The organism is Paractinoplanes hotanensis (assembly GCF_023717965.1).
GTDB classification, from domain to species: Bacteria; Actinomycetota; Actinomycetes; order Mycobacteriales; family Micromonosporaceae; genus Actinoplanes; species Actinoplanes polyasparticus.
The window spans coordinates 84,675-98,613 of record NZ_JAMQOL010000047.1 but is presented as its reverse complement, the minus strand read 5'-3'; the positions used below and the strand labels follow the sequence as shown (position 1 = coordinate 98,613).

At 68.7% G+C, this 13,939-nt stretch carries 13 protein-coding genes; 8 read left to right on the top strand and 5 right to left on the bottom strand.

The window, feature by feature from the left end; all coding sequences use genetic code 11:
• Positions 1 to 54 precede the first annotated feature (54 nt).
• Positions 55 to 402, top strand: coding sequence for a histone-like nucleoid-structuring protein Lsr2 (locus tag LXN57_RS32355; protein WP_251801986.1), 348 nt, complete (start codon positions 55 to 57; stop codon positions 400 to 402).
• A 111-nt stretch (positions 403 to 513) separates the two neighbouring features.
• Here LXN57_RS32355 and LXN57_RS32350 read toward each other — a convergent pair whose 3' ends face one another.
• A complete protein-coding gene (locus LXN57_RS32350; protein ID WP_251801985.1) occupies positions 514 to 1,077 on the bottom strand; it encodes a type II toxin-antitoxin system prevent-host-death family antitoxin in 564 nt (187 codons plus the stop codon).
• A gap of 230 nt (positions 1,078 to 1,307) precedes the next feature.
• Between LXN57_RS32350 and LXN57_RS32345 the strand changes: the two genes are divergently transcribed.
• Both LXN57_RS32345 and LXN57_RS32340 read left to right on the top strand, forming a co-directional pair.
• On the top strand, positions 1,308 to 3,143 hold the full coding sequence (locus LXN57_RS32345; RefSeq protein ID WP_251801984.1) for a hypothetical protein: 1,836 nt from the start codon (positions 1,308 to 1,310) through the stop codon (positions 3,141 to 3,143).
• Positions 3,140 to 4,831 (top strand): UvrD-helicase domain-containing protein, encoded by a 1,692-nt coding sequence (locus LXN57_RS32340; RefSeq protein ID WP_251801983.1) that lies wholly within the window; start codon positions 3,140 to 3,142, stop codon positions 4,829 to 4,831. Before LXN57_RS32345 ends, LXN57_RS32340 begins: the two co-directional genes overlap by 4 nt.
• 189 nt (positions 4,832 to 5,020) lie before the next feature.
• Here LXN57_RS32340 and LXN57_RS32335 read toward each other — a convergent pair whose 3' ends face one another.
• Both LXN57_RS32335 and LXN57_RS32330 read right to left on the bottom strand, forming a co-directional pair.
• A complete protein-coding gene (locus LXN57_RS32335; protein WP_251801982.1) occupies positions 5,021 to 5,290 on the bottom strand; it encodes a hypothetical protein in 270 nt (89 codons plus the stop codon).
• A 473-nt stretch (positions 5,291 to 5,763) separates the two neighbouring features.
• On the bottom strand, positions 5,764 to 6,789 hold the full coding sequence (locus LXN57_RS32330; RefSeq protein ID WP_251801981.1) for a helix-turn-helix transcriptional regulator: 1,026 nt from the start codon (positions 6,787 to 6,789) through the stop codon (positions 5,764 to 5,766).
• Positions 6,790 to 6,953: 164 nt separating this feature from the next.
• Here LXN57_RS32330 and LXN57_RS32325 point away from each other — a divergent pair, with 164 nt between their 5' ends.
• The 5 genes from LXN57_RS32325 to LXN57_RS32305 all read left to right on the top strand — a co-directional run bounded on the left by LXN57_RS32325 (position 6,954) and on the right by LXN57_RS32305 (position 11,478).
• Positions 6,954 to 8,108: a glutathione-independent formaldehyde dehydrogenase gene (locus tag LXN57_RS32325; protein WP_251801980.1), complete on the top strand. Its 1,155-nt coding sequence runs from the start codon at positions 6,954 to 6,956 to the stop codon at positions 8,106 to 8,108.
• Positions 8,109 to 8,237: 129 nt separating this feature from the next.
• Complete coding sequence (locus LXN57_RS32320) at positions 8,238 to 8,795, top strand: type 1 glutamine amidotransferase domain-containing protein (RefSeq protein WP_251801979.1); 558 nt, start codon at positions 8,238 to 8,240, stop codon at positions 8,793 to 8,795.
• On the top strand, positions 8,792 to 9,283 hold the full coding sequence (locus LXN57_RS32315; protein ID WP_251801978.1) for a hypothetical protein: 492 nt from the start codon (positions 8,792 to 8,794) through the stop codon (positions 9,281 to 9,283). The genes LXN57_RS32320 and LXN57_RS32315 overlap by 4 nt, the downstream gene beginning before the upstream one ends.
• Entirely contained in the window at positions 9,280 to 10,473 is a 1,194-nt protein-coding gene (locus LXN57_RS32310; RefSeq protein ID WP_251801977.1) for a zinc-dependent alcohol dehydrogenase, read from the top strand. Before LXN57_RS32315 ends, LXN57_RS32310 begins: the two co-directional genes overlap by 4 nt.
• Positions 10,474 to 10,635: 162 nt before the next feature.
• Complete coding sequence (locus tag LXN57_RS32305; protein ID WP_251801976.1) at positions 10,636 to 11,478, top strand: aldo/keto reductase; 843 nt, start codon at positions 10,636 to 10,638, stop codon at positions 11,476 to 11,478.
• Positions 11,479 to 11,900: 422 nt separating this feature from the next.
• Here LXN57_RS32305 and LXN57_RS32300 read toward each other — a convergent pair whose 3' ends face one another.
• Together LXN57_RS32300 and LXN57_RS32295 are read right to left on the bottom strand one after the other, a co-directional pair.
• Positions 11,901 to 12,497 (bottom strand): hypothetical protein, encoded by a 597-nt coding sequence (locus LXN57_RS32300; protein WP_251801975.1) that lies wholly within the window; start codon positions 12,495 to 12,497, stop codon positions 11,901 to 11,903.
• The gene (locus LXN57_RS32295; RefSeq protein ID WP_251801974.1) at positions 12,494 to 13,849 is read right to left on the bottom strand and encodes an MFS transporter; all 1,356 of its coding nucleotides are present in this window, start codon (positions 13,847 to 13,849) and stop codon (positions 12,494 to 12,496) included. The genes LXN57_RS32300 and LXN57_RS32295 overlap by 4 nt, the downstream gene beginning before the upstream one ends.
• Positions 13,850 to 13,939: the final 90 nt, after the last annotated feature.

The window sequence follows — 13,939 nt, the reverse complement described above, 5'->3', positions numbered from 1 at the left end:
TGGATGTTGATACGGCGACGACCGAACAGGTCGTGAAAACAGGAGTGTTGATTTATGGCGAAGCAAGTCATTACCGTCCTGACGGACGATCTCGACGGCGGCGACGCCGATCGCACTGTGGAGTTCGGGCTCGACGGGGTGAATTACACCATCGATCTGTCGGAGAAGAACGCCGGCAAGCTCCGCAAGGTCCTCGATCCCTACCTCGAGAAGGCAACCAGGATCGGCCGGGGGACGGCAGCGAGCCGTGTCACGTCCCGCACCGCCGCAGCCCAGCCCAGCAGGTCCAGCCGTGATCAGAACCAGGCGATCCGGGAGTGGGCTAAGAAGAACGGCCACGAGGTGTCCGACCGGGGCCGGATCCCGACTGGTGTCGTCGAGGCGTTTCACGCCACGCGCTGAGCCTTCCGCAGGACGATCCGTCCGGGGCAGGGCGAACGAGACGCCGTTGCGAATTCCACGGGGGAAGAACTCGCAACGGCGTCTCCACGAGAGAAGTCGATGCCATGGACTTCAGCTCGATCGTGCTGGCGAGCTGGCAGCAGGTGGCGGCTTGGACATTACGTCGCGTTGGGCGACGCGTAACTCGTCGGCAGCGCGGTCTGACCCTCGTGGTGCAACCCTGTCGATGATGTTCCAGGCGTCGGTCAGCGCGTGTTCCAGTTCGCTGATCCGCGTCGCGTGTTGGCGGCGGACCGCCTCTCGGACTTGTTCGATACGGCGCATCCAGCCAGCTACGGCACTTCCCGTGTGAGTGTTGGGTTCCGCGGACGGCTCGTCGATGACCGCCGCGCCTGCCGGGAGTATCGCGGCTGCGGGGCGCCCTTGATCAGTGACTACCGTGACTTGGCCGGTCAGGGAAGCCAATCGTACGAGCTGCGTGAACCGGTTCCGCGCCTCGAGCATCGGCAGCTCGATACGACGACGACGCGGCAGCGGTGCGACGGTTTCGGCCATAGGCTCATAGTGACGCGAGGCTATGACATTTTCTTCGTGGCTGGCGCTGGCTTCGTCCGCCAGACCCGGCACCACTTGCGGATCTTGACTGCTGGCGCGGTCGCGGCGGCGCAGGCTCATCCTGATAGGGCCGGGTGATCGCCCGGGTCAGCCAGCCGAGAGTCCGCAAGTCTGTCGTCCACCAGCTGCGCGACCGCGGCGGCTCACGTCTCCGCCGTAATCAGCCGAGTCGCTGGCGGTGTCATGGCTCGCAGATGGCCGGAATGGGCCCTCGAACGGATGAAATTCCGGCTTTTGGATGCCGCTTACCGCTCGATCGTGGAGAATACGGCGTGCGCGTAAGCAGGCTGGTGATCAACTCCTTCCGCGGCTGGCAACACCTGGAGTTGCGCAGCGACGGCCATGTAGTCCTGGTCGGGGTACCCCGGGCAGGGCGTTCAGACATTCTCGCGGCCCTCTCGCGGGTACTGCTACCGGAGTCCACTCGTACGAACCCCGTTCTGGCTGATCTGTGGCAGAGCATTGCGCTCCCTACTGCAAGTTCTGCGATCGGCGAGCCGGAGAGCACCGAACCGTCGAGTGGCGAGCACGATCTGCCAGCACAGACTCCCGCTTCCTCTCCAGAGGCATCGACCTTCGCAGACATCGAGGTCACGCTGATCGATCTCGACCCGGAGCTCGAACAGCTCTTCGAGGGCTTTCTCGAACCTGCCGGAGTTGATGGGTGTGCTGTACCTGAAGACCAAGCCGAGCCGGCCGCCTCGTGGTGCGTGCGCCTCGCCTACCGGCTGACCCACGACGCGGACGCCGAGACCCTGGAACAGGTCGTCTACTTCCCGCTGGCGAGCAATCCTGATGTGGGCACGTTCAGCCGAGTCCCCGCCGCGACCCGGCGGGCACTACCGGTTGTCGCGCTCACCGCAGGTCGTCCGTTGCAGCTTCGCGCGGGCTCACCGCTACGGCGCATCATCGACGAACTCGACCCGGAAGCCGCAGGCAGCGCCTTCGAGAAACTCCGGACTCAGGTCACTGGCGCCGCCGAGGAACTGTCCGGCCACGCAGCAGTGGCGGAGGCCGTCGGTGTTGCCCTGGCCAGCGGTGGCGTCGGCGCGAGCCTGGCAGACACACCGATCGGAACCACCCAGGTGGGCTTTCGCGCGGACGACGGCTCCGCGGAGGCCCTACTGCGGACGTTGCAGCCGACCGTTCATCTGGACGATGCCGGCCCGCTGGCCCTGACCAACCACGGCAGCACCGCGGCGGCCGCATTCGGGGTCGCCGAGGCCATCATGTTGGCGACAGCGCCCGGCGCCATCATCCTCGCCGACGACTTCGGCGATCAGCTGGACACCGCGAACGCCGAGCACTTCGCGGCTCAACTCCGGGCCAGCGCCGGACAGGTGTGGCTATCCACCCGCCGCCCCGAGGTCGCACGCAGTTTCGAGCCGGAAGAACTCGTACGGCTGACCCGCCACGGCGGCGCACGCGCCTGCCATCGGCTGCAGCGCCCGGTGGAGAAGGCAGAGATCCGCGCGATGCGGCAGCTCCACACCCAGCTCCTGCCCGCCCTGACCTCGCCGACGGTGACGATCGTCGAGGGACCTCACGACCTCGTGGTCTACGGGACCATCGACCGACAGCGCCTTCCCCATGGTGCGCCGCTGTCCGCGGCGGGCGTGCGTCTCATCGCTGCCGGCACCGGGCAGGACGGCGGCATCGGAGAGATCCCTTATGTCGCTGATCTGGCCCGCCAGCTCGGCTTCCGGGTCATCGGCCTGGTCGACCGGGACAAAGCCGAAGGCGAGACGATCAAAGCGCTTGAGAGCAGCTGTGATGTCGTGGTCCGGCTGCCCCCGAAGACTGCCATCGAAGGTGCGCTCTTGGCCGGCGCCAGCATCGCCGCCGTCCGGGCGGCCAGCGCAGCACTGCTCACTTACACCAGCGAGGATCCAGCGGCGGGCAAACCCGATCTCAACGTTGCCGCTGCCGTCGGGGCGCGGCTCCACAAGAAGTCGCTGCACGAGCCGTTCCTCGCAGCGCTTTTTGAGGAAACCGGAACGCCGCCACCACTGATCGTCCACGTCCTCGACCAGGTGGCTGCCGCGGCGTCCTCCTCGTACCCGGGCCCTACGACGGTCGACATCCAGGACTTGCCGGCGCCCGCGGATGCGACCGACGTCGCATGACGTATAAACCGACGCCGCTCCAACAAGCCGTCATCGACAGCACCGCACCCGTAACGATCGTGCTGGCCGGCGCCGGGACCGGCAAAACCACGACGGCGGCCGCCGCGACTGGCAAATTTCTGCACAGCTGCGATACCGAACGCGGCGAGCAGCGGCGTGCAGCGATCCTCAGCGGACGGCGTACTCGCCTGCCCCCGCAGGCCCGAGTGTTGTTCATGTCGTTCTCCCGCACCGCGGTCACGCAGGTGATCGACCGCGCGGGCGGCGTCATCGGCCCATATTTGTCTCGGATCGACGTGTCCACGTTCCACGGCATGGCCTGGCGAATGATCAACGACTTCGGGGAGCGCCACGGCTTCCCCGCGCCGCAGGGGGTTCTCAGTGCCGCCGAGGCGAAGGTGCCGGGCGGCCCAGTCGGCCTGACCTACGACGAACTGATGCCGGCCGCCACGACATTGCTGCAGATTCCGCAGATCGCCGCGCACTACGCGGCCCGCTACCGCCTCGTCATCTGCGACGAGTTCCAAGACACCGACGACACCGAGTGGGAGTTTCTACAGCTCATCGCCCCTGGGGCTCGCCGGATCTTCCTCGGCGACCTCAACCAGGCGATCTACGAGGACATGAAGAAGATCAATCCGGCCCGTCGCGTCGAGCTCGCGAAGTCGCTGCCTGGCGCGATCACCCTGCCGCTACCCGCGGCCAGTCACCGCGACCCCAGCGGAGTGCTCCCCGCCGCGGCCGACGCCGCCCGCCAAAGACACTTCGATGACCCCGCGATCCATCAGGCGGTCGTCGGCGGGCGCCTCACTGTGACCCGATCGGCGGCGGCCGACGTCTTCGAGCACGTCGTGGCTCTCATCCGCGATGCCAGGGCGCGCCAGCACACCGTCAACATCTTCACCCATACGATGGCGGCCACCAGCCTGCTGTCCGATCTGCTCGTGCGGCAACGCATCGTCCACGAACAGGTCGGCTTCACCGAGGCCAATGCAGAGGCGATCGCGGCACAGCATGCCCTTCTCCAATTCGGGCTGAACATCGACGGCGCCAACGTCCGACGCGCGCTGGCCGTCTACGTGACGGCCAACACTCGCGTCAAAGGTGGTGGCCTGGCCCCGTTGGCCACTCAGATGCTCGACAAAAGCAACTTAGCCCTGGAGTCCAGGCTGCTGACTCTGGCTCGCGAACTACGGCAGGCAGGCACAGCCGCGGACGGCCCGGAGTACCCGGAACTCGCGGACATCGTCGCCGGCGCCTACGCCCGGGTCGGAATGTCCCGAGGAGAAGAAACCTGGGCTCGGGCCATGCCCCAAACGCGAGCAGCGATCGGCCAACTCGCAGGCGGCTCAACATTCGACGACGTCAGCGCGGCACTCAAAGCGGCCCGCAACGGCGCGCTAGTCGGCGCGGGTAACCAACGCCCCCGCGCCATCCAGGTGATGAACCTCCACCAAACAAAAGGCCGCGAGGCTGACACCACGATCCTGCTATTGCAGGACGACGAGTACCACGGCAGAGAAAGGCCGCCGTTCCCCACGGGCTCCAAACTGCTGTACGTCGTCATGACCCGCGCCCGCCACCAAGCCCACATCGTCGTTCCAGCAACGCCTCACCCGTTGTGGCGACCTCTCGTCGAGGCCTGCGAGACGAGCTTGGCGGTCATTCAAGCTCCCGGATCGGGCTAGTCGGCAGTCAGTTCGCGCTCCGGTCGACCACATCCGAGCCCGGCGGTTCAAGGGTGAGTCTTCCCCCGCCAGCGGCCGGACAGCGGCAGCCCCGCCGCCTCTCTACCCGGCGGTTGCGTTCAGGCGGCAACTAGTGGCCGGGCCGGGACCCTTCGGTGGTCGAATCGTTCGGCGACGGTGGCTGATCGCCTACGGCTGCCACAGCTCCACGTCAGCAGTATTGAGGTCGGCGCGGATGCGTAGGTACCGGACGGGATGGCGGTATCGGCCCTGGTCGTACGCCTGGTCGACCACGATCTCGGCGATCAGCAACGGCTCGACTTGGACGTAGGGCTGTGGCTCGCGTCGGTCGAGCTGGCCGATCCAGGCCGCGGGCAGCGGCTGCGGCCACGGGTGGGCGCCGGTCGTAGTGGTGAGCAGTTGGGCGATCTCCTGGCGCTGGCTCAGCGCGAGCGGCACGGTCCGGGCGATGTAGCGCAGCCGGCGGCCGCGGCCGTCGATGCGGCCGAGCAGCAGGGCCCGCGGGTCCTCGATGGCGCCAGTGATCCCGCCGACGATCGCCTCGACGGTGACCTTCCTCTGCTGGTGAAGAGTCGGTATTCCGAGGTTGCGCTATTCACCGGTCGTTGGCGGTTTCGCCCCCATCCGTCGGCGAAGCCCTGATCGGTGAACCAAGACTTTCACGCGAAACGGCTCTGCCGAGCTCGGGTGGTGCTTAGCGGCGGCTCAGCGGACCGAGTTCGTATCCGGCCACCGCAGAGTTCGCGATGGCCGGCCCGTTCCGAACCCGAACTGCGGGGCAACCCGCAGTGGCTAGTCGAGCAGGCGCGGCTCGCGTGTGAGCGAGCGAGTCAGACCCGCAAGCCCATGAGTGAAGAAGATCGCGACGACGGATAGCAGTGGTGACAATCTTGTCTGTTAGGCGGTACGACCTAGGAGGTGCATTGGTCTCGCCGCAGGAGTGCAGGCGGTATGTACAGCCCGCGCCGTTGGGCGCGGACGGCGGCGAGCGCTCGGGTGCCGGCGTCGAGCCTGGTGAGGATGTGTTCGATGTGGGTGGCGATGGTGCGCTGGGTGACGCCGAGGCACTCAGCGGCTTCGTTGTTGTGCATTCCGGCGATCAGCAGGCCGAGGACCTCGAGCTCGCGGCGGGTCAGTCCGTGCAGGTCTCCGCAGGGTGAGAGCACCACGATCGCGCTCGCATCGCGGGGGGCGTGATCGGGCACGTCCAGCACGGTCACAGTCAGGTAGCCGCCAGGTTCTGCCGGCGCGGCGAGCAGGAACGAGGTGTGCGGCCCGTCGAGCAGTGCGCGGGCCGCGCCCAGGACCGGCGAGCCGGGACATAAGGCGGCGTGGCCGGGCAGCCCGGGCAGCGCCAGCACGGCGCCGGTCCGGGTGACGATCACGGCGGCGGTCGCGGAGCGCACCAGCCGAGCCGCCACCGCGATCGTGCGCAGGGGATCGACCGCCTGGGCTAGTGTCGGCCCGAGGGCGGCGAGCAGGTCGCGGGCGGCGTCTGACGGCATGGTGGGGCTGCTGGTGAACAGCCCCAGGACGCCCAGGTGGCGGCCGTCGGGGGCGAACAGGCACATGCCCAGGCCTTCACGGAGGCCGGCGGGCAGCAGGCACTCCGCCCAGGACCGGAACTCGCTCGCGGGGGCGGCGAAGTCGGCCACCCGCAGCGGGGTGCGGGAGCCGATCATGCCGAGTTGCTCGATCTCGTCGACCAGGACCGGCCCGTCCAGGTAGGCGGCTGCGGGCCGGTCCCACCCGGTGCTGACCAGCGAGCGGTGACCGCGACGCTGCTCGTCGCACAGCGCCAGCCACGCCCCGTCGAACGGCAGCAGCCGGTGCAACGGCTCGAGCAGCGCCGCGGCGCGCTCGGCCGGCTCGTCGGGCGTTGCCGCGATCCGCGCGACCTCGACGGCGATGCGCCCCGCATTGGCTGTTCGATGCATGTCGCCCCTCCGTGGTCCGCCGCAACGTCAAATGCCGTCGTCGGTTGTTCTGCCGATGCGCCGCAGGACGGGTTCGGGGTTTGCTGGCGCTTGTGAGGCTCGCGGTGCCTCGGCAACGCGCGGATACCCCTCGGTCGGCGAGCAAACCTGAGTTAGGAGCAGACATGAAGGCACTGGTGTACGACGGGCCTCGGAAGGTCAGCGTTGAGGAGGTCCCGGACGCCAAGATCGAGCGTCCCACCGACGTGCTGGTGCGCATCACCGCCGCGAATATCTGCGGGTCGGACCTGCACATGTACGAGGGCCGCACCGACTTCGAGACCGGCCGGTGGTTCGGCCACGAGAACCTCGGCGAAGTGATCGAGGTCGGCGACGGGGTGGACAAGGTCAAGGTCGGCGAACGGGTGGTGCTGCCCTTCAACATCTCCTGCGGGTTCTGCAAGAACTGCGAGCGGGGGTTCACCAACTACTGCCTGACCACTCAGCCGGACCCGCAGCTGGCCGGGGCGGCGTACGCGTTCGCCGACATGGGCCCCTACGGCGGCGGTCAGGCCGAGCTGCTGCGGGTGCCCTACGGCGACCACAACTGCCTACGTCTAGGCGAGGACTCGGTCGAGAAGGAGAACGACTACGTGATGCTGGCCGACATCTTCCCGACCGGCTACCACGCCACCGAGCTGGCCGGCGTCGTCCCCGGCGACTCGGTCGTGGTCTACGGGGCTGGTCCGGTCGGGCTGATGGCCGCCTACTCGGCCACGCTCAAGGGCGCCGGCAAGGTGATGGTCGTCGACCGGCACCCCGACCGGCTGCGGCTGGCCGAAAGCATCGGGGCGATCACGATCGACGACAGCAAGGTCGACCCCGTGCAGGCCGTCCTCGAGCACACCATGGGGCTCGGCGCGGACCGGGGCTGTGAGTGCGTCGGCTACCAGGCTCACGAGCCCGACGGCACCGAGCACCCGAACGACACGTTGAACAAGCTGGTGGCCTCGGTGCGGTTCACCGGCGGCATCGGCTCGGTCGGGGTGTACGTGCCGCAGGACCCCGGCGGCGTGGACAAGCTCGCGAAGCAGGGTCAGATCGCGTTCGACTACGGCCTGCACTGGTTCAAGGGCCAGACTCTGGGTTCAGGGCAGTGCCCGGTGAAGAAGTACAACCGGCGCCTGCGCGACCTGGTCGCCGCCGGCAAGGCCACCCCCTCGTTCATCGTCAGCCACGAGCTGCCGCTGGAGCAGGGGCCCGACGCCTACGCCCACTTCGACGCCCGCGATGACGGCTGGACCAAGGTCGTGCTCAAGCCGGCCCTGGCCAACGCCTGACAGGGCAGGGCTACCTGGCGATGCCGGGGTGTGTGCAGCCGGTGAACCCGCCGGCGCGCTGCCCCAGTACCGCCTTCAGAATCTGGCCGCGCTCAGCTGCGGCCGCCCCCCGACCACAACGGAGAAACCATGGCAGGCGAACTGAACGGCAAGCGGGTGGCGATCCTGGCCGCCGACGGCGTGGAACGGGTGGAACTGGAACAGCCCCGGCAGACGCTGAACCAGGCAGGGGCGCGCACCGAGCTGCTCTCGCTGCACGACGGGGTCATCCAGGCGCGCAACAACGACTTAGAGGCGGCCGGCACGTTCGATGTTGATGCGCTGGTGCGTTCGGCGTCGGTCGCCGACTACGACGCGTTGCTGCTGCCGGGCGGGACGGTCAACCCGGACAAGCTGCGGGTCGATCCGGCCGCCGTGGGATTCGTCCGGGACTTCGTCGCGACCGGCAAGCCGGTGGCGTCCATCTGTCACGGCCCGTGGACGCTGCTCGAAGCCGGCGTGGTGTCCGGCCGGACCCTGACCTCGTTTCCCAGCATCCGTACGGATCTGCGTAACGCCGGTGCCACCGTGGTCGACGAGGAGGTCGCCACCGACGGCAACCTGATCACCAGCAGGTCTCCGGACGACCTGCCCGCGTTCTGCACGGCCATCGTGAAGATGTTCGCCGACGCCGGTGGTGCCCGATGACGCCGCGCGTGACCGGCACCGCGGTCCTGGCCGCCGGCGGCGCCGCGGTCGCGCTGGTCCGGCACCTGCAACGCCGGACGGCGGGAGGCGCAGGTGAGGCTACTGAACCGCGGTCGCGGTGGCGGGCGGTCACCATCAACCGCAGCCCGAAGGAAGTCATGCGCGACGACCGCATTCCCGGCCCCCTGGCTGAGCTAGGCGACCTCATTGAGGTCGAGGTGCGCGCCGCACCGGGCGACAAGGGCAGCGAGCTGCGCGCCCGGCTCCGCAGCCCGGAGCCCACCGGGCTCGCCTCGGCGACCGCCCGGCTGTCCGGAGACGACCCGCGTCAGCAGGTCCGCGCCGCGCTGCGCCGGGCCAAGCAGCTGATCGAGGTCGGAGAGGTGCTGCGCGTCGACCCGACGCCGCACGGCCGACGGACACACACCCCGACCGGGGCGATCGTGGATGCGGCCACCCAGCGGGCCGGCGGGGAGGGAGTGCTGTGAGAGCGCTGTGCTGGACTGGAGTCAACGAGACCAGCGTCGAGACGGTCGACGACCCGAAGATTCTTAACGACCCTGACGTCATCGTCAAGGTACGGCTCACCACGACGTGCGGATCCGACCTGCACCTGCTGGGCGGCTACATCCCCACTATGCGCGCCGGCGACGTGCTCGGCCACGAGTTCATGGGTGAGGTCGTCGAAGTCGGGTCGGCGGTGCAGAAACACCAGGTGGGTGACCGGGTGGTGGTGTGCTCGTTCATCGCCTGCGGGCAGTGCTGGTATTGCTCGCAGGAGCTGTACTCGCTGTGCGACAACGGCAACCCCAACCCGGCGCTGACCGAGACCATGTGGGGATCGGCGATCGGCGGCTGCTTCGCCTACAGCCACGCTCTCGGCGGGTTCGCCGGCAGCCACGCCGAGTACATCCGGGTCCCCTACGCCGACCACGGTGCGTTCCCAATCCCCGACGGGGTCTCCGACCTGTCGGCGCTGTTCGCCTCCGACGCTGCCCCCACCGGCTGGACCGGGGCAGACCTCGCCGGCATCACACCAGGCGACACCGTCGCAGTCTGGGGAGCCGGAGGAGTCGGGCAGATGGCCGCCCGCGCGGCGATGCTGCTCGGCGCCGAGCAGGTGATCGTCATCGACCGGCTCCCCGAACGCCTCGAGCAGGCGCACCAGCACATCGGCGCGGAGACCCTCGACTACACCAAGGACAGTGTCGTCGCCGAGCTCAAGGAACGCACCGGCGGCCGCGGACCCGACGTGTGCATCGAGGCCGTCGGGATGGAAGCCCACGGCACCGGACCCCAGTACCTCTACGACCAAATCAAACAGCAACTGCGGCTGCAGTCCGACCGGCCCACCGCCCTACGCGAGGCGATCTACGCCTGCCGCAAAGGAGGCAGCCTGTTCGCCCTCGGTGTCTTCGGCGGGCTCGTCGACAAGTTCCCCTTCGGCGCGATCATGAACAAGGGCATGACCGTACGCGGCGCCCAGCAGCACGGCCACCGCTACATCCCGCGGATCCTGCAGCACCTTGCCGACGGCGAGCTGTCCACCGAGCACCTCGCGACCCATGTGATGCCCTTGGAAGAAGGCCCGCGCGCCTATCAGATGTTCAAGGACAAGAAAGACGGCTGTGTGCGCGCCGTGTTCCAGCCGAACGGAGCCTCCAGCACGTCGTATTAGGACGAGGTCTCCATTACACGCTGCAGGTCCCCCGGATCGGTGTTGGCAAAGACAGCCCATGCCGACCCGGGGGCTTCAATCGGCAGCCGCGATCGGTCGACCCGCGGATCGGCCCGACAACCCCGGCAATCCACTGGTACCCAGGCTCTTGGAAAGGGCGACATGACCCTCGATACCCACGTGATCGAGCTGCCCTCGGGCCAGACGATGCCCACGCTCGGCCAGGGAACCTGGTACCTGGGCGAGCGCCCCACAAGGCGGCGGGACGAGATAGCCGCCCTACGCCGTGGGCTCGACCTGGGCATGACCATGATCGATACTGCGGAGATGTACGGTGACGGCGCTTCCGAGGAACTCGTCGGCGAGGCGATCGCCGGACGAGGCGCGGACGTCTTTCTGGTCGACAAGGTACTTCCGTCCAACGCCAGCCGACGGGGAACCGTGCAGGCCTGCCGCCGCAGCCTGCAACGACTCGGCGTCGACCACATCGACCTTTACCTGCTGCACTGGCGCGGCCCACATCCACTCGCGGAGACGATCGAGGCGTTCGCCGAACTCGTCGACGCCGGTGACATCGGGCAGTGGGGCGTGAGCAACTTCGATCTTTCCGACATGACGGATCTACTCGAGACGGGCGGGAGTTCGTGCGCGTCCAATCAGATCCTGTACAACCTGACCCGCCGTGGTCCCGAGTACGCCCTGCTGCCGTGGTTACGCGAGCACCGAATCCCGGTGATGGCGTACTCCCCGATCGAGCAGGGTCGACTGCTCGGCCATCCCCAGATCACGGAGGTCGCCGCCCGGCACGGTGCCACGCCCGCTCAGGTGGCGCTGGCCTGGCTACGGCGTCAGGAGATGGTCGCGGCCATCCCCCGATCGTCCAAGCCCGAACACACCCGGGAGAACGCGGAAGCGCGCGACCTGCATCTGAGCACGGAGGACGTAACAACACTCGACACGGCGTTCCCGCCGCCGGCCGACCCACAACCGCTGGAGATGTTGTAGCGTCACCGGCCGTTTCGGCGGACGGCGCCGGTCGAGGTCGACGCCATCCGCTCGGCGATCGGGCGGTGGAGGGCGGTGGGCGCCGACACTGTCTTCCGCCGGGTCGCCGCCACACTGTGCTGGCGAGGCGGTACGACGTTCCAGATCAACTTCGACGAGGGTGCCTCCCGGGAGTGGTTTCTGCCGATGGGTGTGCGATCGCGGTACGGCGGCGTCGAGGCCCGAGTGCGCCGCCGCGCTCGGAGAGAGGGGCGGCGGCGAGCCGGCCGAGCTGGTCGGCGTCGGAGAAGGTAGGTCGGTTGCCCAGGCCGTGGCGGGCCGGGCCGGGCGGCCGCCATTTCGGCGGGACGGCAGGGTGTCGCTGCGAACCGCGACGACACCCTGCCGCCGATCTGGGGACTTGCGCTGGCGCGTACGCCGGCTCAGAAGTCGGACACCCCGGTCGCGCCGGTCGCCCAGCCGGAGGTGTTGTACAAGATCCCGGCCCGCATCCGGAAGTACGTGCCGTCTTTGACGTTCGTGGCGGCGTTGGCCCAGGCGCCGGCCGCGATGGTGGTGTAGTAGTTGCAGGTGTTGCTGGTCTTGCCGAACATCACGCAAACGCGGATCTTGCCTCGCGTCGTGTTCTTGACGTTGATGTCCCGGCACTGCGAGGTGGTCTTCAGCACCGGCGTGACCGAGTAGTTGTACTGGCCGGTGGGGTCTTCGGGGAAGGCCAGGCTGCCGTAGCCCTCGAAGTGGAACGAGTACGGGGACGCCCTGCAGCCGGACGCGGCCAGGGCCGACAGCTTGCCGGAGCCGGGGGTCGGGTCTCGGTAGGTGGCGGCTTGCGCGGGGGTGGCGCCCATCAGCGGCAGGGCCGCGGCAACCGCGGCGGCGAAGATCAGCAGCAGCGGGGTGCGCCGGCGTTTCCGGGCCGTAACCCGGGTCGCGCTGATCGTCGTGTCGTGCCGGGGAAGCGCCGCGGCGGCGTCGGCGACGGCCGTGGTGGTGGCGGTGCGGGTCAGGGTGGTGTTCATCGCAGTGCTCCTTCGAGCTCGGTGACCGGATGGTCGACGTGTTTGGTAGGGAAATCAGGCGCGAGGAGCTGGCCGGCGGGGCGATTCGTGTCGTCGCTCGAGGCCAGCGCGAGCGTGGTGTTGCTGCGGGTTCTCGCCGGCCGGTGGTGTCGGCCGCGGCTGCGATGCACCACGGGCGCGCCGATGACCAGCAGCGTCGCGAGGACCGGGAGGATGAGCAGGGCGTTGCCGAGGCCGATGTGCATGGCGGCGCCGCCGATGATGGCCGGTCCGAGGACGTAGCCGAGGTAGCCCAGTGCTGCGACTTGTGACAGCGCTGCGCCGGGTCGGGCCGGGTCGAGGCCGCTGGCGGTGGAGTAGAGCAGCGGGACGACGCAGGACAGTCCGGCGCCGAGGCAGGCGAAACCGGCGATCGCGGTGGCCGGAGTGCCGCCGATCAGGCCGAGGGCGAGCCCGCCGCCGCCGATCAGGCCGCAGCCACGCAGCAGGGCGGCGGGCGCGACAGCGGCGGTGAGGCGGTCACCGACGAGCCGGCCAATGGTCATGCTCGCGGCGAAGGCCGCATAGGCGGTGGCGGCCATGGCCGGTGTCGCGCCGAGGCGGGTCAGGTAGGTGCTGGCCCAGTCGGCTGCAGCTCCTTCGCTGATCAACGCGCTGAACGCGAGCAGGCCGAGCAGCAGGATCCGGGTTCGCGGCCGGCGCTGCGCCGGTGCCGCCGTAGCGGTGGCTTCATGGCTGTCGGTGCTCGCAACAGGCGCGGGGATGAAGCGGTGGATCGCCCACCCGGCCGCAGCGGTAGACATGACCGCGGCAGCGGCGAAGGCGTCGGCAACGCTCAGGCCGATGTGGGCGCAGGCTGCGGACAGCAGTGCCCCGGCAACACCGCCGATACTGAACAGCGCGTGGAACGAGGTCATGATCGGCCGTCCGTACGCGGTCTGGCACGAGACCGCGGCCGCGTTCATCGCCACGTTGAGGGTGCCGTGCAGAATGCCGAAGGTGAGCAGGGCGGCGGCCAGCGTCTTCCACGTCGGGGCGTGCCCGGCGAGCAGGAGCGCCCCGCCTAGGGCCAGTGACGGGAGAACCATGACCGTGGTGCTGCCGTGGCGGTCGATGAGCCGTCCGGCGGCGCGCATGCCGAGCAGGCCGCCAGCGGCCAGGAGGAGTAGGCAGATGCTCAGCTTGCTGTCGGCCATCTTGATGTTGTGCTGGATGGTGGGGATCCGCGCGGTCCAGGTGCCGATGGTCATGCCGGCGATGCCGAACATCAGGCTGATCGCGAGTCGGTAGCGGCGCAGCACCTCAGGGACAGCGGTGCTCGGACTGGACTCACGGGTGAGGGCGAGGGTCATGGAAGATCTCCACGGAGGGGATAGGGGCGTCACGGCGGCAGCGGAAAGGGCTTCACGTGCGGTGCCGGCACGGGGCCGGTGATGCCGCCG